Below are 21,734 nucleotides of genomic sequence, written 5' to 3' on the forward strand. Positions count from 1 at the left end.
GAAGTTTCTCCACCTGCTACCTCTGCTGTTCCAGTTCTGCTTGCTTAGTTTTCAGGGCGCGCCGAAGCTCCACCTTGCGGTTGAGTTGCGGCTCGGCACGGAGTTTGCGCTCCAGGGAGGCGACCTCGCGTTCGAGCTTGCGCACGGCCTGGAGTCTCGCAGCAACGTCTGACAATTCCTCTCCTGGCCGTGCTGATACCGGAGTCAGCGGCGTGAGGAGTGCGGTGTACAGGGACGGCAGGCTGATCGCTGTCGGTAGTGGCTGCCGCTCGGCATCCGGGGGTTGCCAGTCGGTCGTGTAGTAGGCGCTGAGCTTCGGCGTAGCGGGGCCGACCTGCTTGTGCGATGCAGCCATCCGGACCCGCTGCTCGTCTCCTTCGCCCGTGACTATCTCGAAGATAATGGGGGTCTTCACCGCTTTGTCGATGGCCGCGAGCACGGACTCGCCGACATCGTCGCCCTTTGTATCGATCTGGAAAACTTGGATCTCGGGGACGTCTGCGTTGCCGGGCAGGTTGATGGTGGATTGGGCGAGTTTGTAGGCCCAGGTGATGCGTTGGATCTCGGAAACGAATTTGTCACGTACCGCACCGGGGACGGTGCCGTGTTCGTAGAACTTGGTCTTCGGGACGGTACGACCGAATTTGGCGGCGACGGGCCAGCGGTAGAGCAGGGCCGTCATGTGGTTCCTTCGGTGGCGTCGACGATCGCTATGAATGCGGTGAGTTCGAAGTCGTCGAGGCCGGCGATTGCCTGGGTGAGCGCGGTCGTGTGTCCATCGCTGAAGAGGCTGTCGATATCGCGTTCTTCGGTGACGTCGATCATGGATCGGATTGCTGCGGTGAGCAATTCGGAGTACTTGCCCATCTCTGCGCCTTCGCGGGTGGCAGCGTTGAAGACGCGGGTGACCTCGGTGACGGGTTCCTCATGAGGCCGGCATCCTGTGCGAATCAGGTCGAGCAGGTGTTTGGCCTCCGTGTGGTCAGCGATGACGTTGCCGTTGTCGTCGAGGTAGACAAGGTAGTGCGGGTGAAGCCGGTTGCCCCGATTGATGTTCTCGTTGGCGTCGACGTTGCGCAGCGCGAACAGCACACCGGGGTGGAGGCCTCTTGAGGGGTCTGCGGGGAGCACGGCGTGAAGTCCCTTCGGCGCGGTGGCCAGATCGCCGGACTCCTTGAGGTATCCCAGCAGGTCCATGCGGAAGTCGTTGAGACCGAGATCGGTGATGGACACACCGGTGCGGACGTCTTCGAGTTCGATGACTTCGTCTTGGAGCTTGCGGAGCTGCTCCTTCCGGAACGCGGCATCGCTGCCTTCAAGGGTGAGGACATTGTCGTCGGCGGTGCCGGCGAGGTCGGCGATGACCATGCGGTTCTCGACGCGTTCCTTGAGGTTGATGTATTCGTCGAGGGAGATGTCGGGCCAGAAGTTCACGAGCTGGATCTGGGCGTTGGTCGAGCCGATGCGGTCGATGCGGCCGAATCGTTGGATGATCCGTACCGGGTTCCAATGAATGTCGTAGTTGACGAGATAGTCACAGTCCTGGAGGTTTTGACCTTCGCTGATGACGTCGGTGCCGATCAGCACATCGAGTTCGCCGGTGTCTTTGGGCATGGTGAGGTGGCGTTGTTTGGACTTCGGCGAGAACAACGTCAGGACCTGCTGGAAGTCGTAGCCGGTCCCCAGCGTTGTTTTCGCGGCGTGGGCGCCGCCGGTGACGAGCGCGGTGTGTAACCCGGAGTCGCTCAATGCCGGCGCGAGCTGTTTGTAGAGGTACTCGGCGGTGTCGGCGAACGCCGAGAAGATCAGTGCCTTGCGATTCAACGGGTTGAGGGGGTTGGCGGCCTTGTCCTCGATGAGTCGTTTGAGCTCCTGCAGCTTGAGGTCGTGATCCGGTGTGACCCTGCGCATCTCGTCGAGTAATTCACGGAGGGTCTCGCGGTCGTTCCACAGATCGCGCTGCCAGGATTCTACGTCGATGTCGTCGAGGTCGATCTTTATCTTCTCGCCAAACGAGAGGGCCTCGACGTTGGCGTCGTCCTCGTCGTCGACATCGAGGTCCAGGCCGGAGAAATCGACGCTGAGGTCGTTCAAGGATCCCGTTCTTGACTTGAGCCGGATCAGAGTGTTGTCGACCGCCCCTTCAATTTTGGCGAGGGTGAGCCGGAACGCCTCGACCGAACTCTCCAAACGCTTGAGCAGGTTGACCGTCATGAGCTTTTTCAAGCCCTGCTCACGGCCGAGCTGCCCGATATTAGAGCGCGCAGTGCCGCCCTTGACGTTGTAGAGATCTTCGTACTTGCCGATCCGGCTTGGGAATACGTAGGCCAGCGGCGTGTAGACCGCCAGGGTGAGCACCTGAAGCTGTCCGAAGATTTCGTTGAATGCGGGCACATCGGGGAGGTCGGAGAGCGGCTCACGAATCGACCGCGGCGGGAGCCGTTGCGGGAAAGTACCGATCTCGGTGGTGTCGTAGAACGCCTGAATGTGCTTGCGGGACCGCGCGATGGTGACCGAGTCGAGCAGTTCGAAGAAGTCGAAGTCGAGCATCTGCAGGATGCGGTCGGTGGTGCGCGCCTCGGGGTCGAGCTTGGACCACTCGTTGAAGACGCGCTGCGCGTCGCTGAACACTTTCTCGACCGTCGTCGAGATGTTGAGGTGCTGGCTTAGGTTCTCGGACTCTCCTTCGTAGGCGAGCTGGAGTTGGTTCTTCAGGTCGTTGAAGCGGTTGTTGACCGGTGTGGCCGACAGCATGAGCACCTTGGTCTTGACGCCTTCGCGAATGACTTGACGCATCAGCCGCTGGTAGCGCGACTCTTTTTCTTCTGCGTAGTCGGCGTTGCGGAAGTTGTGGGACTCGTCGATAACGACGAGGTCGTAGTTGCCCCAATTGATTCGGTCGAGCCGCAGACCCAACGATTCACCTCTGGTGCGGGAAAGATCGGTGTGAGCAAGGACGTCGTAGTTGAACCGGTCGCGAGCGAAAATATTGGTGGTCAGATTTGCGTTGTAGTTGGTCCAGTTCTCCGCAAGCTTCTTCGGTGCAAGCACCAGGACGGACTTGTTGCGCAGCTCGTAGTACTTGATCACTGCAAGCGCGGTGAAGGTCTTCCCGAGTCCCACGCTGTCAGCGAGGATGCAGCCGTTGTAGGTCTCTAGCTTGTTGATGATTCCCGTCGCGGCGTCGCGCTGGAAGTTGTACAGGCTCTGCCAGACCTGCGTTTCCTGGTAGCCGGTGCGGTCGTTGGGCAGGACGTCCTCGCTGATGTCGTCGAGGAATTCCGAGAACAGGTTGTACAGGATCAGGAAGTAGATTCGCGCCGGTGAGTTTTCGGCGTACACGCTCGCGATGTGGTCGTACACCGCTTGGGTGACATCTTCGAGCTGCGTGGGGTTGTTCCAGATCTGATCGAACAGGGCGGCGTATTGCCGTGCCATGGGAGCATCGTCGAGCTTGGTCACGACGTTCGACACCGCGTTCCCACGTTCGTAACCAAGGTCGGCAGACGTGAACCCCTGGATCGGCTGGTAGGCGACCTTGTCATCCACAACGGCGAACTGCTGCATCGGTGCACCGGTCCGGTTCGACCGGAAGCGAGCCTTTCGGCGCACCCACTCCGCACATTCACGCGCGATGGCCCGCTGCGTCAGCTTGTTGCGCAGGCGGATCTCGAACTGAGAACCGTAGAGCGACGACTCCCCGTTCGATCCCGGCGGAATGAAGAACTGGCGGCGTTCCTTGGGCAGCTGATCGGTAGCCGCCGCGGCGACAAACGACGGCGAGGTGAAGACGAACTCGAGCTCTTCGAGACGCTCCAACTCCTTGCGCAGCGCCTCAAACGCGAAGATGGAAAATGTCGATGCAGCGATACGCAGCTTCGACCCAGCCTGCACCTCAGCCTTGAGATCGTCGCCCAGGAGATCGTTGACGTTGTCGATGATGTGCACGTTCAGTCCTCCGCGGCCGTCGCCCCGTTGCGACGAACCCAATCGTCGACCTCGGCTGCCTGGAACTTCCACAGGCGCCCCAGCTTGTGAGCTGGCATGCCCTTCTCGGCGATCCAGGCGTACACGGTGTCCTTGGTGACGCCAAGGTGGGTAGCGATGTCGTCGGCTGACAGCCACGGCTCGGGCACGGGCGACACCTCCTGGCTAATAGCTAATCGACACCTCGGTGCATGGGCGAGATGAGCTTATCGGGAAGAGACCCATTTGGACCGGTTTTGACCGGGTATAGCGGGTGAAGCCCGTTGCACGCCGGGCTTGGGTTGGCGAACGCCGGCGAGGAGACGGAGGAGAAGTGGGCAGTCGTTATCGTCGGTCCAACAGAACACTGAGGTTGGCCGATAATCACCTTCGTCTGCGTGCTGCACGGTCCCGTATAGGCGTGACGGTGCCAATCGGAGTCTCGCCCCGACTGGCCTGAAGCTGCGCGTTGAGCTCTGCGATCACGGTGACGGCGGCCCGGTTTCTGCGTTCGAGGTGGCTGTTGTGTTCGCGCAGCCTCGCGATGCACTTCTTGAGTTCCGTGACCGTGGCCTGTAGTCCAGCGAGCTCGGCGTCACGAGGAGCGGGTTCCGTGCCGACGCTGGCGTTCCAGTCTGCGATTACCTCAGTGGCACGGTTCATGGTTGCGCGGCTGACGCCGGCTTCGATGTGCAAGTTGGCTTTCGTGAGCCGGCCGTCAGTCCGTTTGGACTTGCCCGCCAGCAGGCGCTCCATCGCGTCGCGGAGCTTCTTCTCGGTTGCCGGACTGACGGTGGTCACTTCGGCTCCTGGTGGGTGATTTTGCGGACGTCGGCGAGCTGGGTTTCGAGGCGCTGGCGATGGACGGGTGCCATTCTCTTGTCCTTGAGCTTGTCGACGAGGTCGGATTCCTCGCGCCGCCAGATGGGCAGGTGTCGGTCGGTGATGACCGAGTTTCGGCAGGTGGCGGGTTGACACATGCTCGGGATCGGGCCGCCGGCTTTCACGGCTGCGGATGCGCCTTCCAGGCATAGCGCTTTGGCGGGGTCACCGAGGCAGTGATTGAGGGTGCCGAGTCGGATGGTGGCGAATTCGTCGCGCAGCAGGTTTCGGAGCATGCGTTCGTTACCGATGGCGACGGTGGTCTTGGCGCGGTCGGTGACGTCGTCGAGGCCGTTGGCGAAGGTTGTTGCGCCGGGACCGCGCAGAGCGTGGTCGCCTTGGGCGTGACGTGCCCAGTCAGCGACGAGTTCCCCGGCGGCCGCCTCCTTGACGTGGTGTTCGAATTCTTTGGCCCATTCAGGCGTGGGCGCCGCGTACCCGCTCGTGGTGGCGTTGGCAAGTGCGCGAACGGCGTTGTGTTTCAGTGTGATCCCAAGTGCGATCTCGCCGTCTGGCTCGTTGGCGGTGATCACGGCCATGGTGCGACGAAACATATGCGGCGCCAACGGAGTCGTGGGAATGGGCTCCAAGCCGTTCTGGGGCGAATGGTCGTTGACCCACGCCACGAACGATCGGATCTGTTCGTACTGGTCGAATCCTGCCAAGTCGCGGTGCACGCCTTCGCGCACCGCGCCGAAGAGCCGGTTCTCGTCGCGGGTGATCTGCTCGGCGACTTTGAGCGCCCTCACGACAGGTTCACTGACCCACCAGCGTTGAGGTGTACCGCCGTATGGCTGCATCTTGTGCAGTGTGCTGGTGACGGCGGGGGCACCGTAATGTGTTCCGATGGCCCCGGTGGCGAGGCTTTGAACTTCGCTGTCACGCATCATCGTCATGATCGCGACGAAAATGTATGCGGCGTTGCGCAGTTGGGTGAGTTCCTTGCTGACGATGATGCGGTCGAAGCCGCTTATCCAGGGCCCGTGTGTGCCGTCGGGCCGTTCAACAGCCGCGGGTTGGACCGAGCTGTAGCCGTATCGAGTGGGCACGCCTTGGCTGATCGCCTGATGGACGCGAAGTTGCCGAGCAGGTCCGCGGTTGCCGTAAAAGTTGGTGCCGCTCAATCGAAGTGCCGTGCAGAGACCCAGGCCGTCCCAGTTGATGTCTCCCGCCCGTGCGCGCCCCAAGGTGTAGATGTGCAGGGGAACAAAGGCTTGAGGTGATGACAGCCAGGCGTCAAGCGCATCGTCGATATCCCGTGTCGAGGGACGGACCTCCCGGTTTTTGGGTCCACGCGTATTGAGGAGCGCAATTTCGTCGCGAGCAGCGGTGATATCGGGGGCGAACGTTTCGATGTAGGTCCAGCAGGCGCGTACCAGTGGCCAGAAGGTTTCCGGCGGGATGACGGGAGTCTTGACTTCGCCGCCGGATCTTGCAGCCCACGGGTCGACCTGGATGGAAAGTCCGCCGTTGGGCAGGAGCCCCCGGAAATCACCGAGGTGACGCAGAAGGTCGTTGGCGCTACGGCCGGCAGAGAAGGATCGAGCCTTTCGCTCGGCAAGGTAGGCCTCACCGTCAGCGTGAGTCCAGGCCGACAGGTCGGCGGTGAGACCGGCCCTGGCGGCCCATTCCGCGAGGTATCTCAATTCGGTGAGGACATGTCGGATGGACTTCAATTTGTAGGGCCGATTGGAACGATAGATTCCGGCTCGCCTGACTATGGGGTGGACCGGTTGCAGCATGGCCATCGCGAGGGTTTTGGCGATCGGCACCCACCCGTCGGGATACACATCGAAACGCAAATGTGCTTGTGCAGCATTGAGGTTCGGTGCGAGACCGCTGGCGGTGAGATCCCAGCGCGGGAGGTCCCCGAATCGGGGGTCAGGCCCGTCGGTCACGCGGCGGTCAGCGGGTAACACCGGCTCGTCGGGATCGAAGCCTGTCAGTGTCGGACAAGTCTGCGGCTCGGGTGCGTTGGTCATTGTTCAGCCCTTTGTCCAAGCGGGCGGTGCAAATGGACGTCCGCCGGGCGGGCAGCCTCGATCTGCTCGGGTGGGAACTCGGCGACAATGGCGTCAATGTTGACTCTCTGCTGGCCGTAGATCTCGCTGAACACCCTCGGCGGCGTGTTGTTCTCGATGGCGTCCAGTGCCTCTCGGTAGGCGATCAGGCGCGGAAGGTGATCGCGGAATACGATGGCGTTACGGCATTGCAAGCACATCGACGGTGAGGCATGGCATAGCGAGCCCTGATCCATGAACGGTGCGTCATAGGGATCTCGGCAAGCAGCGATCGTCAGTTCCTGCTCAGTGGGCGTCTCCGCGGCGACGGTGGCGGCAATTTCGGCGAGCTCGGGATCTGTCGGTGATTCGGAGACCTCGGCTGCCGTCGCGGCCACGAATGTTGGTCCCTGTGAGGCGCGTTGCAGGACCTTCTGCTGCGCACGCAGCACCGTCTGGGCGGCGATCGTGTGAACGGTCGTGGTTTGCGCGTAGTGGTCGCGGAAGACCTCGACGGTGTGGTCGTCGCCGGCAGCGCCGGCGAGAGTGCCCAGCAGAGCCGCGCGTGCACTCTTGACCGTCTTACGGAGCCGGCGCATGTCGTGGGGTTGGCTGATCGAGAGGCTGTGGCGCTCAATCAGATTCTTCAGCGTGTTGAGTTTTCCGAAGTGGTGCTCCCGGACCACGTAATGGGGGTACTCGTGGTCGAGCCGATCACGGACAGACCGGCATCCGGTCACCCAGAACAGCGGTTGATCCGGCGTCAGCGCGTGGGCGTGGCGCATGGCATGGGCAGCTCGCCGCACAAGGTCGCCAGCCTTCCACCCCCACGGCTGGTCCCGCGGCGAGGCCAGGGTGTGCCATCGGATCCGTTGGGCACGCGCCTTTGTCGCCCGAACCCGCACGGACTCCACGCCGAACTCGATGTCCTCGCGACAGAGTCGAGCGCTCTCTTCGGGCGACCATCCGGTCTGCAAATGCAGTAACACCCGGATGGCCAGGAGATACTCGGCATCGGGAGCCAGGAATGCGCCGACGGCAGTCAGCAGTGGTGGGGCCTTGATTCGCGCGGGGGCGCGTCGCACTCCCGACATGCGGTCGATCTCCAGCGGATCAAGTTGGCGTCGTGATCCGGCGAGATGGACGTGAAACCCATCCTCATAGGGCACATTGCGCAAAGCCCACAGCACGTTCTCCACGCGGTTCCACCCGTGGATCCGCGGATCGTGGCCATCGCGAAGTAGGGCGTCGCCGCGCGCCAGACGGTCCTCTGTGTCGCGCACGATCTGCCGGCAGGTCTGCTCAAGTTGGAGGCGCTCGTTGTTGCTGAATTCGTCGAGCGGGAGTTCCTGCCATGGCCGTCCGTCTAACACCTGGCCGTTCGCCCAGTCCGCCAGCACACCGCCGGGAATCCCGTTGGACTGCAGGTAGCGGGCGACTTGATTGCGAAGCTCCATGCCCAGGTCTTTGGCTCGGACGCTGGGCGGGGGAAACTCGGCGACCATCGCCGATTCCCAATCATGCAGCCGCCGGGCCACGTCCGCGCCGTCGCCGGACAATGTCAGGAATCTGTCCGCGTCCGCGGTAAGGAACTTCCCGACACTACGAACCACGCTGGATTGGCGGGACACTGTGCCAGGTGATAGCGACGCGGTCTCTGCGCATTCCTTCCACGCGTCAGCCAGTTCAGCCACGAGCCGTGTCGCAACGTACTGGGCTGGATCGATTCGAGATTGTTTCAGCGGACCACCCGGCGGAAACGTCACAGTACGCGGCTGGCGGTCGGAATCGTTCACGGCCGTTGTGCCTCAATTTGCGCGAGAACGTAACTGGCGTAGTCACGTTCGTTGTCGCTCCACGACTCGAAGGCACGTTGAATGAGCTCGTCTGACTCATCGACATAACGCAGATAAACCATCGTCGTGGACGGGCCGGCATGCCCGAGCAGACGCTGCAAAGTCAACAAAGGGTTGTGAATGATGTGCTCGCTGATGGTGCCGAACCCGTGCTTGGGACGCGATCGTTCGAGCTGCGCAGCACGCGCCTGCAGGCTACGCAGCATCACCACGGCAAAGGTATGACGCAAGTCGTGTGGCGTGACCGCCACCGGCATGATCGGAACCTGGCCCTCGAAGTTCGCCAGCCGGTCGTTGGCCTCCTCAAAGTATTGGTGCCACCGCCGCTGCGATGGCGGCAGGCCGCCTCGACCGACGAACAGCGACAGTGGCTCGATCCCGCCAGGAGTCACCTTCACCAGTACGCGTCGCGTCTCTGGCGGAATCGTCGCGAACTCGTCGCGCCGCTCGTCACCATTAAGCGTGTAGACCAGCTTGCCCGCCGGCAGGTCAACGTCGTGGACCACCGCCATATTCGGCAGTTTCCGGCGCAAGCTCGCCTGGGCCTTCCGCACCAGCGATTTCCGCTCCGTGCAGCGGTACAGCTCAACTCTCTGGACGGTGGATGCCGGAACATAAACTCGGCGTCGACGGCCGTTCTTCGCGCATGCCTCCAGCACCAGTGAAGTGCCAGCCCCCTCCGATCGGACCTCGACGTCCAGCAGGGTGCTCCATTCGGTGAGCCTCATCCCCGTGGTCAGTGCCAGCTCGGCGGCGCACGCGTTTCGGACCGTAGACCTGCCGCGGTAGGAGCGATCCAGCTCTCCCGTGGGCAACTCCCCGCCGAACCCAACATCGCGCAACGCGACCCACTGCGCGTGAGAAAGCGCCCGAACATCCATCTCAGTCCGAGGAATCCGCGGAGTCACCACCGACCGGCTGCCGACCTGAATCCACGGCAAACTGTCTCTGCGCCCGGTTTCGTACAAGTACGTGAAGAGAGCTCGAATCACCACCAATTGCCGAGCCCACGAACGCGGCGAGACCCCGGAAGCGAATCGGTTCGCCCGGTAGGCCACCAGGTCCGACTCCGAGACATCTAGCACCCCAACGCCTCTCGTCTCTAGGAACCGGCCGAACTCGAGCGCGTCGCGGGCATAGGCGACAACAGAGTTCCGACGTAGATTCTGCGAGTACAGCCGCAGGAATGTGCACCAAGGTTCCACCGGGCGCATCGAATCGTCCACCAATACCGGAGTCCCGTCGGGCACTCGTGGCGTCGAGATGGCGTCGGAGCCGACCGCCTTCAACCCGTCCGGCCGCGACACCAGCGACCAGTCAGCGAAGTACAAATCCACCGGCAGCGTCCCCCTCAACGGCCCTTCTGTAGTCAGGGTTGCGGGCACTGTAACGGGGTTGCGCATGGATCCGAGTGAGACACGCCCAAATACAGCGCATAACGGCGTGCGGATCGGGGGGCATGCTGGTGGCCACCATCAACCAGCTGCGCGACTCCGGCATGGACCACCGCACGCTGCGCCTGTACGGCCAGGAGATCAACCTCACCACCTCCTCGATCGCACGGATGAACCTCTTCCTGCATGAGATCGAGGACTTCGACATCAAACGCGGCGACACGCTCCGCGCACCAGCGTTCAAGGACACCAGCGGCGCGGTCCGCCGGTTCGACGCGGTGATCGCCAACCCGCCTTTCTCACTGGCGAACTGGGGGGCCGACCGATGGCCGTCGGACCCGCGGGCGTTCTGCGGCGTTCCGCCGACACAAAACGGTGACTACGCCTTCATTCAGCACATGGTGGCGTCGATGAACCCCGGAACCGGCAGAGTCGGGGTCGTGATGTCTCACGGTGCGCTCTTCCGGGGCGGCGCCGAGGGTCGCATTCGGCAGTGCCTGATCGAGAGGGACATTCTCGAGGCTGTCGTGGGGTTGCCTCCTAATCTCTTCTACTCGACGACAATCCCGGCCTGCTTGTTCATTTTTCGGGACCAGAAGCCAGCCAGCCGCAAAAACCACGTGCTGTTTGTCGACGGATCGGCCCGGTTTGTCAAGGCAACCAATCAGAACCGGATGTCCGAGGACGACGTCAAGACGCTCGTCAAGGCGTACCGCACTGGTGAGGATTCCGACGGTGCAGCTGGAGCGAACGTGCGCCTTGTGCCGTTCCACGAGATCAAGGCAAACGGATTCGACCTGAACATCGGGCGCTACATCAAGGTCGCAGCAGATGAGACCGCTGACTTGGGCACCGCGCTCGTCGCCTACGCCGACGCCCGCCAGCACCGGATGGACACCGAGGCTGCCATGTTCGAGCGACTTGCGGCAGCAGGCGTCGACCTGAGCATGTTCGAGGTGGCCGGTGAGTGAGTGGGAGAAGGTTCCAGCCGGGACTGTTGCGGCACAGCGGAAGGACATTGTCACGCTTGAGCCTGGCGTCGAGTACCAGACGATGGGCGTGCGGTGGTACGGGAGGGGCGCGTACGACCGGGGGACTGGTACGACCGAGACAATTAAGGCGAAGCGCCTGTTCAGAGCCCACAAGGGTGACTTCGTCTTCAACCGCATCGACACACAGAATGGCGCGTTTGACGTCGTCCCGGCAGCCCTCGACGGTGCGCTGGTCACCAATGAGTTTCCTCTCTATGTAGTTGATCCCGACCGACTGTCGGAACGCTTCTTGCTTCTCTACTTCCAGCAGCCGACCGTCCTTGCACAGATTGATGCGATGCGCGCAGGCAGTGAGGGGCGCTCACGTTGGAAGGAGGCGGAATTCGAAGCTTGGAGGATCCCGCTTCCATCTCCGGCCGAGCAGCGCCGCATGGTCGACGTCATGGCTGCGGTGGACGCGCAGATCGAGTCGGTAGCTGAAGAACTTAACCGACTGTTGCCGCTGCGGATCCGACTTTTCCTCGACTCGGACAACCTGCAAGCCGTGACTGTCGAGCAACTCGCGGACGTCTCGCAGGGCAAAGCACTCCCGAAGGTTGTACAAGGCCAGCGCACCGGTGACGTCTCCTGGTTCAAGATCGCCGACATGACCGGCCCAGGTAACGAGGACGGGTACACGCTTGCGGATACGCGCCTCGCTCGGGAGCACATCAGCAGGCTGAAGGGCACCGTAGTCGCGACTGGGTCCGTCGTGTTCCCACGGGTGGGTGCGGCAGTCCTTACGGAAAAGAAGCGTGTGCTGGAGGTTGAAGCGGCTGTCGACGAGAACCACCTTGTTCTAACTCCGAAAGAAGGCGTTTCGTCAGAATGTCTACTCGCCGCTGTTGAGTCGATCCGACTGTCGGAGCTCGTGCAGACCGGCGCTGTGCCATCACTCAACATGGGCTTGATCCGGAAGGCGCAGATTCCTTGGCCCGCCCATTCCAGTGCCCAGCTGAATAGCGCGCTAGGCGAGGTACGCGGGCAGGTCCGTGAAATGCGCGCCGAACTCTCGCACCTCCGTGCCTTCCGTTCCGCCCTCCTCTCGTCTCTTTTGAACCAGGAGATCGAGATTCGCGAGGCTTACGACGCTCTGCTTGAGGGGGTGTCCTGACATGGGCTGGACAGAGGCAAGCACGATCCAGCGGGCGCTCATAGAATGGGCCGAAGAGTCCGGCTGGGAGCCCACCCCGGGCGACGAGTTGCCGCGCGAGGAGCACGACGTCGTCATCGAGACCTGGGCCCGAGAAGCGCTGCTCGCGCTGAATCCGGAGCTTGTCGACGACCCGGAATCCGCAGATCTCGTCATCCATGAGCTCAACCAGGCGGTCCTTGATGCTCACAATGGCCTCGTCGCTGCCAACGAACGGCTCACCGTGATGCTTCGCGGCGACCACCCGTTCCCGACCATGGCTGGCAAGCACGCGCCGCGCAGGCTCATCGACTTCGAGAACTCGGAGAACAATCGGTTTGTCGTCGCCGACGAGGTCACCATCACCGGGGCCGTGAAGACTCGGCGATTCGACGTCGTCTACTACGTCAACGGATTTCCCCTCGTTGTCGCCGAGACGAAAACGCCCATCAAGCAGGCTGTCTCGTGGGTGAACGCCGCGAAGGACATTCACGATGTGTACGAGGAGGAGTACCCGAACTTCTTCGCCACCAACGTCTTCAACGTCGCCACCGACGGCCTCGAATTCAGGATGGCGCCCATCCGCGCGGTCCCGGATCCCGACTCCGAGATCTGGGCTCCGTGGGGCTCGACCGAGGACGACCCAAAGGTCGTCACCGGCCCGGCCCGCGTCGAGCGCGCCGCGCGGCTGCTTCTGCGTCCGGAGACGATCCTGCCGATACTCAAGGACTTGGTGATGTTTCGGCACGCGCGGGATGCATCCGAGGTCGACATCAAGTTCCTGCCGCGCTATCCGCAGTTCGAGGGGGCGCTGGCGATCCAAGACAAGGTGCTCGCCGACCGGCCCGGCGGGCTGATCTGGCACCACCAGGGCTCGGGCAAGACCGAGCTGATGGCCTTCGCCGCAGCGCGCCTGTTGAGGGACGACGCAGTCGTCGACAAGTTCGGGGGCGCGCCCACGGTGATCGTCATCGCGGACCGCAAGGACCTCGTGCGTCAAACCGCGGAGATGTTCGAGACTGCCGGTATGCCGCGCATGAGCGTGCCCAAGAATCGGCGCGAGCTGTTCGCTCTGCTTCGGAGCAATGAGCCAGGAGTCGTCATCACCACGGTGCACAAGTTCGCCGAGGCAGGGCACCTGAACGACCGCTCGAACATCATCGTCCTCGTCGACGAGGCACATCGCTCTCAGGAAGGGAAGTTCGGCAAGGCGTGGCGGGACGCGGTCCCGAACGCGAAGTTCTTCGGCGCGACCGGCACCGCGATCCAGGACAAGGATCGCTCGACCTTCAAGTTGTTTGGCGATCCGTCGGATCCAGACTTCGTCATGTCGCGCTACACACCGGAGCAGTCGATCGCCGACGGGTTCACCAAGCCCGTCGTCGTCGAGGGCAGGGCCGTCGGCTTCAGCCTAGACAAGGAAGCGTTGGACGAGGCGTTCGACGAGCTGGCGGTGGAGGAGGACCTCGACGAGGACGAGAAGGTCTATCTCTCGGGGAAGGCTTCGCACATCGAGACGATCCTGTCCAACCCGGACCGCGTCGCCGCGGTGTGCGCCGACATTGTCGACCACTTCCTGACGTTCGTCGCTCCGCTGGGACAGAAAGCGCAGGTTGTGGCTTACAACCAGCGGCTGGTCATCGCGTACGCACAGGCCATTGAGGCTGAGCTCGCCCGCCGCGGAGCTGTGATGCCCGATGGCCAGCTGCGCGGGGTCGGCGTGGTGATGCACGTCGCCGACAGCAAGGACACACCGAAGGAGTTCAAGAAGTACTTGCTCACCTCGGAGCAGGAAGAAGCGCTCAAGCGCCGGTTCAAGAAGGTCGATGACCCGATGTCGTTCGTCGTGGTCACCGCGAAGTGGATGACAGGATTCAACGCGCCCATCGAGGGCGTGCTGTACCTCGACAAGCCCGCCAAGGATGCGAACCTCTTCCAGACGATCACCCGGCCGAACCGGCCGTGGAAGAACCCAATTACGGGTCAGCGCAAGGACTATGGGCGCGTGGTCGACTACATCGGCCTCGCAAAGGCCATCGGCAACGCGATTGCGGGCCCGAAGGCGAGTGAGGACGAGGACGATGACCTGAATGTCGTCGATGTCTCCAAGTTGGCGGGCAAGTTCGTCACTGACTTGACGAAGCTCCTCCACCTCTTCACTGGCGTCGACATCGCCGACGCCTCCTTCGAGTCCCTCGCCGAGGCTCACGAGCGGATTCCCGAGGGGAGCCCGCAGCGCACGGAGTTCGTCGAAGGCTACGTAGCGCTGCAGACCGTGTGGGAGTTCCTCGACCCCCACCCGATGTTGTTGCCCTTCAAGCAGCAGTATCACTGGTTCGCGAAGGTGTACGAGTCCATCCGCCCGAAGGATGTCTCCAAGGCTTTCCTGTGGGCCCGCCTCGGAGCGAAGACCACGGAGCTCATCCACGGCCACATGAACGAGGTCGCCGTGAAGTCGATGACATCACGAACGGTAACCCTCGATGCCGCAGGGCTGGCGCTGCTGAAGCGGATTGCGGAGCAGTTGAAGCTCCCGAAAGATCCGTCGGGCAACGGGGACACCGACGTCTACCAGGACGTGCTGGATTCGATCGAAACGCGGCTCAAACGCCGTCTCGCGGAGGGCGATAGCCCCGTCTACAAGTCGTTGGCCGAACGGATCGAGAAGCTACGGGCCAAGGCCATCGAGAACGTCGAGGACTCGCTCGCGTTTCTCGAGGAGGCGCTGAAAGTCGCGCAAGACGTCGTCGCGGCCGACCGTGCAGCCGAGGAGGGCGACGAGGAGACGTTGGAGCGCCTCGCTGATCCGAAGAGGGGTGTTCTCACGCAGATCGTGCAGGAGAACACGCCGGAAGGGCTGCACAAGATCGTCCCGGAGATTGTGGAACGCATCGACGCGATCGTCGGCGAAGTCGCCTACACGGGCTGGACCTCGAGCGACTCCGGTGACAAGTCCGTCCGTCGGGAGCTGCGTGCGGTACTCAAGAACTACTCGCTGCCGATCAAAGGCGAATTGTTTGACCGCATCTATCAATACGTGCGCGAGAACTACTAGATCGCTAGTCGGCGGAGTGCACAGGTCGGAAATGTCTAGGGCAAGCTCGTCGGATCGATGCCGGCCGCCGCGCACATGCGCTCAAAGTGCGTCGGATCGGAGTCTCGCAGGAACTGCATGCACCGGCGGATCTGTCCGTGCACCGCTCGTGCGTCGAGCACGTCAACGCTTTCGCTTCCCTCGCCGTGGGAGTGCTTGTTGCAGAAGCCGAACACGTCGCGGTAGGGCTCACCTGGCTGCGCCTGCACCAGAACTTCGAGCTGCGCCGCGAAGTCCGTGCGGTGTGGCGCCTTGTAACTGGCGAAGATCTCCAGCACGCGTCGCGCCGCGTTCGGCAGCAGGAAGAGGCGGTCGTGGTCCTCGGAATCGAGGACCCCGGCCATCACCATCGAGAAGAGGTAGGTGTACTCCGAAGTGTTCTTCACCAGCACCTGGGGCAGCGCCCCCACCTTCGATATTCGCTCGCCGTCCGCTGAGGAGGCGTAGACCTCCAGGAACGCCACGCGCGGAAACTGGAGTTCGCCGGGGTTTTGATCCCTGATCGCCTTCATCGACTTCCCCCACATCCCCTTGTAGGACAGGAGGAACAGACGGAGCAGGCCGAAGTCATGGGTGAGCGCGATGTACTGACCGAACTTCTCTAGGGTGTCGAACAGCCATTGATGCGTGGCGAACAGGGCTTCGCGGTCCAGAGAACTCGACGGATCGTCGATGACAACGATGCGCTGGGCCTTGTCGACGCCGGGAGTCTGCTGGTCCTCCAGATTCCGGAGAAAGTAGAGCAGGGACAATGTTGTCCGCTCGCCGTCGCTGAGGTCAGTGCCCGGCTGGTCGCCGCGTCGACACTCGTATGACTTGCCGTCTGCGGTGACGGCCACGCTGATGTGGTCCTTGCCGTAAACACGGGCGAGGTCGCGCGTGAGTGTGTCGGCCATGTCCTTGGTGGTGAACTTCGCCTGACGCACCTCGTCTAGTTTCTTCTCGGCGAGCTGCGCAGCCTTGGCGCTAGCAGATGCCGTTGCAGCGTGCGTGGTCACCTGTCCGTCGAGGTCGCGGAACGCCTCGGCCTGTGAACCCACGATGTGGTCGAGAACCGTCTTCTTGCGATCCGCACTGAGTTCAGCGTGGTCCCGCACCTGCTGGTTGTGCTCAGAGATCGCCTGCGTCAGAACGGTTGTCGTTGGAGATGAACTGAGCACGGACCATTCGGGAGGCTCGGGCGTGCTGCTCGGGTCCGCGATCTTCAGATCGAGGGAAGCATCGACCCGTTCGCACGCGGTCACTCGTTCAGTGACTTCGACTGACAGCCGTTCAGCCGCTAACGCATACGCCGCCCGGAGGTCGCTCGCCAGCCCAGTCGAGTCGGGGACCGAGCTCATCCACGCCGCGAGCGACTTCTTCTCCCGCGTCACAGCCTCCTTAAGCTGCGTGGCCCTGCCTCGGATGTCGAGCCAGCTCTCGTCGAAGTGGCGTGCCAGTTGCGAGCGCCGTTCCGGGGTGATCGCTCCGGCGCAGAATAAACACTCATCGCTATCGGCGTGCAGGTCTAGTCCCCGCTCGACCCATGCTTGTGCAGTGGAGTTGTTCTCCAGCGCCGCGATCGCTACCCGAGTGGGGGTTTCGGATAGGAGGTCGGCCAGAACCGCCAGATCTGACACAACCGCCGAGGGGGGTGCGGACACCTCTGCAACAGCAGACGGTGCAGCTTCTCCGAGACGCTGTAGGGCCTCGGTGTGGTTGGTCGCGTCAGGAAAATCTCCCCTGTAGGCGCGGAGGTTGTCCTCGATCTTCGGGATCGAGTAGCGGCTGCGGGTGAAGTGCTGATAGTCGAAGGTCTGCAGTTCGGAGATGATCCGCTCCTGCACCTCCTTGGCGAGCGCTTTGAGCTTCTTCTCCGCGCTGTGCTGGCACTTCTTCGCCTCGCGCGCCTCGGACTGTAGGCGCTCGACCTCCGCGACGAGTCGCTTCTCCTCGTCCTTGGCGTCGATCGCCTCCTTGCCTAGGGTGACGATCGCGGCGGCACTGGCTCCGTCGAGGAACGCCGACAGATTCTCCTCGACCCATCTGCGGGTGTAGACGGCCATGTGAGGCGACGGGCTGGCGCCGCCGGTGCGAACTGCTGTCTTATGCCCCTTCTCGTCCTCCCAGATGACACCGGTGGCTGAGCTTGAATCAGCCAAGCTCAAAAGGAGTTCGGAGACCGTCGACTTGCCGCTCCCGTTGTGCCCGTAGACGATCGTGCGCTTACCGAGGGGGAAATCGCTTGCCCAAAATCCGGTGGTGAGGGAGCGCCACGGGGCCTTGACGTCGATTCGACGGAGCATCGTCGGATCTTAGATCGGGTGTACGACAGTCGACGGCGGTGGTCGTCAGACAAACTGAAAATGACCGGGTCATTGAGAGGCTGGGTCACCGCCGAGCCCGAGAACCTGCATTCTTGTCGTGCCAGCCGGGTTCGCACGGCAGTGTGGGGGTATGACGCCGACTGAGCGGCTATTGACGATCCTTCGCCACCTGAAGGAGGCAGGCGAAAGTGATGCAGGCACCAGCGCGGTGATTCAGCAGGCCATGAGTGGCGAATATCGCGGGCAGTCGGGTAAACGCAAGTGGCGCCGCGATATTCAGGCGCTAAGCGACCGCAGACTCATCAGAACCGATCTGCCTCCGAACAGGACCGGTATTCGACTGGCGGGCCCCCGCAAACCCGAGCGACTCCACCTCTCCTGGTCCGAGCACGATGCAATCAACCGAGCGCGGGAAGTCCTGCGCGCCGGCATCTCCGATGTGTCCCCGCTGGGCGAGCAGATGGGTGATGATCGAGCAGAGGTCGATGATGTGACCCGCATTCTCCGTTTTCTGGAGGAGGAAGGCGACGAGGTTTCACTCGCTCAACTGGCCCAAGGGCTGAATGTCTCGGAACAGCGGGCGTTTGAATTGGTTGACGTTCTTACCGCCGACGGTGTGTTCATTGACGGCTTGGTGGCGACCGTCGAGTTCGGTGGGTACGAGGAGGCCGAAACCGAGGACCCTCGTCCATCCAGCGTCTGGGTTCTTCGCGGCCGCAACCGACATGGTAGTAGCCCCACTCGTGGGCGCGGAATGGATGAACTGGGGTTCTTCCCGTATTCATTGGTCGAGACCAACGACAGAATTGACCTCATCGACCGGGCCCTTGCCAGCGGTAGTCAGATCCCCGACGAGATACACGAGGCGCTTTACAGCGCGCGTCGCAAGTTGTCGGAGTGGAGGGTCGAATTAGAGCGGTGACCTGGGCAATGTCCTAACCCTCGCGACAGTGGGTGTAGGGCGGAATCCGCTGCCCTACAAGGAAAGGAACGCCTTATGACTACTGAAGTCACCGCCACCATGGTCATCGGACCGATCGACGTCAAATCTTATCACGGACAGCCTCATGGCGACCGAAAGCTGTTCTGCCCCAGCCACACGCTAATGCTCATGGAAGGCTCGCGCGCCACTTGGATCGTCCAGCCCTGCCGGGCAGCGGGGCAGGGATCCCCCGACCGAGCGCGCATCCGCCCGTCCGATCCGCACCACCTACTGCCCGCGGCACTGCTCGGCTATGTGACGCTCACCCGGCCTGAGCTGCTCGACGGTTCAGACAGATTGCGCGCGGTGGTGGAGGTGGACCCAACCGGCAGCGATGTCCGCATCCTGCCCCTCGACGACGACCTCGTAGACCATGCGTTTGAGGTTTGCGCACCCGAGGTATACGCACTGGTCACAACGCTGCCCGGAAGCTCCATCTACGGCCGCGATGTCCGCTTGGCTGCGGCCCACGGTCTGCACGTCGCGGCATCGGGAATGCCGGCGGTTGACCTCGCAGGGCAGCGCACATAACGAGAGCCAGCCCCGCGGCCTGGTCAGGCCGCGGGGCTGCATCTCGAAATCGTTTGATAAGCAACTGATGCCGTGAAATCATCGGACGACACTTGAGTTCACGATCGAGAATTGGATTATCTGTTGGCGAGGGATGAAGTCGAGCTCGAGCTATCGGATTGTCTCTTCGACGGAGATCCGCGCGGTCTGCTTGAGCATTGCGGGTTGGTTGGGAGATCGTTGGGCGGCAACCGATGGAAGGTATGGCCCAACGACGAGACGTCCCTCGTCATCCTTCGCGGCCTAGCCGACGAGACTGAGTTTCCGAACCTGTTCGGCTATTTAGACTACATGCCGATGACGGCTTCGCCCGTGCTCGCCGACCCGGACTTGCTGGAGCACTTCGGTAAGCTTGAGAGCCAACTCGCGGAGCGAATGGCGGGAAAGTCCGACCTTGCTGCGATGTTTCATCGGATCCAGTCCGACATAGTGAAGTGCACGACAAACGATGAATTGGTGTCAGTTGCCCGGCAAGCATACGACAACCTCGGCGCGGTATGCCTGGACTCCACGAGCGAGTTTATCTTCCCAGATCGAAGCGCCCATCTCGTCGTTGCGACGGATCTCCTCATTCGTCGAGTCAGGTTGCCTGCCATCATGTTCCGATTCGACCAAGATCCGGACGCCGTGAAGACGATCTCGAAAATCGGTGACGAAGGCGGATATTTCGCATCGTCGGCCGAATGGTTCAAGGAGATCATCGGAATAAACCACTACCTGGGTCCACTTCTGGGATGCCTCAGCCCCCGGTTCTGGTGCTTTCCCGCTGGGCGTCCACCATTCAGCATTCTGTTCAATCTCGGCAGAGACATTGAGGGGCATCGACATTCGCCGATGGAGATGATGCACTTGCTTCCCGGATTCGGCCGACAGGATCCCGTGTCCAGTGTCGAGTTGACGTCGACATCGAGTCGACTCGCTATCCAGTGGTGGACGACACGTCTGAATCAGATGTTTCAATACTTGAGCGACCCGACCGTGTTCAGCAACAAGCACGGCGTGTACGACCCGTACGAACATCAGCACTGGCTTCTGACGTTTGGCCAAGTGTTTGGCCTGACGACCGCGTTGCAGGCCGCGGGCCGCAACCACAACGTGCAGCGCGCACTGATGAATACCTTGCTCGACACATACGCTGACCGCATAGCGCAAAAGCGCTTCGACCAGCTCTGCAGCTACGACACCGCGAACGCAACTGCCGAACGAGTGCGTGAGAAGATGCCCGACGACGTCGCGAGAATCCTGATGCCACTCGCTGATCGCGCGGTCGATAGCCTTCTGCGCGTACAGGACGGATTCTTCTTTCGAAAGCAACGCGGAGACGACAACGTTATCGTCAGGATCCCCGGCGACCCGCAGCCACACCATAGGCATCCGCGGCGGGCAGCGGCCATGTTGCTGAAGATCTACCGGAACGCGACTCACGGATTCGGCGGTTTAAGGCAGCCTGACAGCCTAAAGGATCAGGTCGCTGAGAAGCTCCTGTCCCACCACACGGGAGAGGTGGCCGACGATCTTGTGTTTCTACCCTACTTGTATCTGCTTGACACGTTAAGCCATCCCGACCAAGTACGCGAAACGATCGTAAAGCGCGCACGGATCCGCGGCTGATGCCGTCAGTGGCCGGGGAAAGTCTGGTCTCTCATCTATTTTTGGACAGCGACGATAATCCGTGAAGCTCCTAAAAGTTTGTTAGAGAGCACAATTCACGGCTATTGTCCGACAGGTCCGTCGCATCAAACGGCTGCAGTCCTTCAGAATAGCGACCAATGTCATCGGATAGCTGGATCGGCCAGTCGGCTCGCATCTCATTCGAAGTGCTATCGGCGGCTGGTTGGCGGCCGCAGGCGTCGGTCACGTGACGAAATAGAAAGCGCAACCGGCACCTCCCGGCTGTGCGCGAGGCCGCGCCGCCGCCGGGCATCTTCGGTGTGACTGAAGAAATGACACGAATCTGAGACGGGATACAGGTGACACGACGTGAGACACCTCGCGTTATCGGACGCCAGGTCATCGTCATATGACACGGAGGTTGAGAACCTACAGATGATGATGATGATGATGATGGAAGGTGTCCCAGCGGCGGCTTGTTCGCCTGCGAGTCGGGGTTAACCCGTGATCGGCCCGGCGAGGGCTGCCGCCCGCCAGGAGGCCCAAAGGATGGCGGCTTGGGCGAGGATGCCGATCAGCGGCAGCCAGAACCCGATTCGGTTGCGCGCCAGCTGGATGATGCCGAGGCATGAGAACAGCGCGGCTGGAACCATCGACGCGATCGCGATCCACATGGCGTAGTTGATCCACTTGCCGTCGCCACATGCCTGGTAGGCGCAGTTGTCGGTGGTCATCGGAAGGACCATGAAGCTCAGCAGGGCGAGGAGGAGTCCGCCGGCCTGGACTACGAACAGCAGCACACAGGTGGTGACGTCGGCGATCCGGACACCGCGGGGGAGTCGAGGCACTTGTGCTCGCGCAGCGATGCCGCGAGCGGTTGACGATTGCGCCTGCGCCGATGGCTCGTGCA

General features: G+C 62.1%; 15 protein-coding genes. 6 read left to right on the forward strand and 9 right to left on the reverse strand.

The annotated features are described in order from the left end of the window. Positions 1-16 precede the first annotated feature (16 nt). The 7 genes from ACNQVK_RS02815 to ACNQVK_RS02845 form a co-directional block, all read right to left on the reverse strand. Positions 17-682: a DUF4391 domain-containing protein gene (locus ACNQVK_RS02815; RefSeq protein WP_079615612.1), complete on the reverse strand. Its 666-nt coding sequence runs from the start codon at positions 680-682 to the stop codon at positions 17-19. Beyond that, positions 679-3,948, reverse strand: coding sequence for a helicase-related protein (locus tag ACNQVK_RS02820; RefSeq protein ID WP_079615615.1), 3,270 nt, complete (start codon positions 3,946-3,948; stop codon positions 679-681). The genes ACNQVK_RS02815 and ACNQVK_RS02820 overlap by 4 nt, the downstream gene beginning before the upstream one ends. 2 nt (positions 3,949-3,950) lie before the next feature. Then, positions 3,951-4,136, reverse strand: a complete 186-nt coding sequence (locus ACNQVK_RS02825; RefSeq protein WP_052525842.1) for a helix-turn-helix domain-containing protein — start codon at positions 4,134-4,136, stop codon at positions 3,951-3,953. A gap of 214 nt (positions 4,137-4,350) precedes the next feature. Continuing rightward, a complete protein-coding gene (locus ACNQVK_RS02830; protein WP_079615617.1) occupies positions 4,351-4,767 on the reverse strand; it encodes a hypothetical protein in 417 nt (138 codons plus the stop codon). Continuing rightward, entirely contained in the window at positions 4,764-6,830 is a 2,067-nt protein-coding gene (locus ACNQVK_RS02835; protein ID WP_079615619.1) for a hypothetical protein, read from the reverse strand. The genes ACNQVK_RS02830 and ACNQVK_RS02835 overlap by 4 nt, the downstream gene beginning before the upstream one ends. Beyond that, the gene (locus tag ACNQVK_RS02840; protein WP_418028492.1) at positions 6,827-8,407 is read right to left on the reverse strand and encodes a hypothetical protein; all 1,581 of its coding nucleotides are present in this window, start codon (positions 8,405-8,407) and stop codon (positions 6,827-6,829) included. Before ACNQVK_RS02840 ends, ACNQVK_RS02835 begins: the two co-directional genes overlap by 4 nt. 233 nt (positions 8,408-8,640) lie before the next feature. Next, positions 8,641-10,041: a tyrosine-type recombinase/integrase gene (locus tag ACNQVK_RS02845; protein ID WP_237074746.1), complete on the reverse strand. Its 1,401-nt coding sequence runs from the start codon at positions 10,039-10,041 to the stop codon at positions 8,641-8,643. A 74-nt stretch (positions 10,042-10,115) separates the two neighbouring features. On the opposite strand from ACNQVK_RS02845, the gene ACNQVK_RS02850 reads away from it, so the two are divergent. The 3 genes from ACNQVK_RS02850 to ACNQVK_RS02860 are packed head-to-tail and all read left to right on the forward strand — an operon-like array spanning position 10,116 to position 15,316. Further along, a complete protein-coding gene (locus ACNQVK_RS02850; protein ID WP_418028493.1) occupies positions 10,116-11,069 on the forward strand; it encodes an N-6 DNA methylase in 954 nt (317 codons plus the stop codon). Next, positions 11,062-12,243: a restriction endonuclease subunit S gene (locus tag ACNQVK_RS02855; protein ID WP_418028494.1), complete on the forward strand. Its 1,182-nt coding sequence runs from the start codon at positions 11,062-11,064 to the stop codon at positions 12,241-12,243. Before ACNQVK_RS02850 ends, ACNQVK_RS02855 begins: the two co-directional genes overlap by 8 nt. Before the next feature lies 1 nt (position 12,244). Further along, positions 12,245-15,316 (forward strand): type I restriction endonuclease subunit R, encoded by a 3,072-nt coding sequence (locus ACNQVK_RS02860; RefSeq protein WP_418028495.1) that lies wholly within the window; start codon positions 12,245-12,247, stop codon positions 15,314-15,316. Positions 15,317-15,351: 35 nt separating this feature from the next. On the opposite strand, the gene ACNQVK_RS02865 is transcribed toward ACNQVK_RS02860, so the two are convergent. Then, positions 15,352-17,640 (reverse strand): AAA family ATPase, encoded by a 2,289-nt coding sequence (locus tag ACNQVK_RS02865; RefSeq protein WP_418028496.1) that lies wholly within the window; start codon positions 17,638-17,640, stop codon positions 15,352-15,354. A gap of 151 nt (positions 17,641-17,791) precedes the next feature. On the opposite strand from ACNQVK_RS02865, the gene ACNQVK_RS02870 reads away from it, so the two are divergent. The 3 genes from ACNQVK_RS02870 to ACNQVK_RS02880 all read left to right on the forward strand — a co-directional run bounded on the left by ACNQVK_RS02870 (position 17,792) and on the right by ACNQVK_RS02880 (position 20,824). Next, the gene (locus tag ACNQVK_RS02870) at positions 17,792-18,583 is read left to right on the forward strand and encodes a hypothetical protein (RefSeq protein WP_418028497.1); all 792 of its coding nucleotides are present in this window, start codon (positions 17,792-17,794) and stop codon (positions 18,581-18,583) included. Positions 18,584-18,658: 75 nt separating this feature from the next. Further along, the gene (locus ACNQVK_RS02875) at positions 18,659-19,174 is read left to right on the forward strand and encodes a hypothetical protein (RefSeq protein ID WP_418028498.1); all 516 of its coding nucleotides are present in this window, start codon (positions 18,659-18,661) and stop codon (positions 19,172-19,174) included. Between the two features lie 111 nt (positions 19,175-19,285). Continuing rightward, complete coding sequence (locus ACNQVK_RS02880; RefSeq protein WP_418028499.1) at positions 19,286-20,824, forward strand: hypothetical protein; 1,539 nt, start codon at positions 19,286-19,288, stop codon at positions 20,822-20,824. A 497-nt stretch (positions 20,825-21,321) separates the two neighbouring features. Here ACNQVK_RS02880 and ACNQVK_RS02885 read toward each other — a convergent pair whose 3' ends face one another. Continuing rightward, positions 21,322-21,672 (reverse strand): hypothetical protein, encoded by a 351-nt coding sequence (locus tag ACNQVK_RS02885; protein ID WP_418028500.1) that lies wholly within the window; start codon positions 21,670-21,672, stop codon positions 21,322-21,324. Positions 21,673-21,734 lie beyond the last annotated feature (62 nt).

The organism is Mycobacterium sp. 134, assembly GCF_048282715.1.
Taxonomy (GTDB): domain Bacteria; phylum Actinomycetota; class Actinomycetes; order Mycobacteriales; family Mycobacteriaceae; genus Mycobacterium; species Mycobacterium septicum.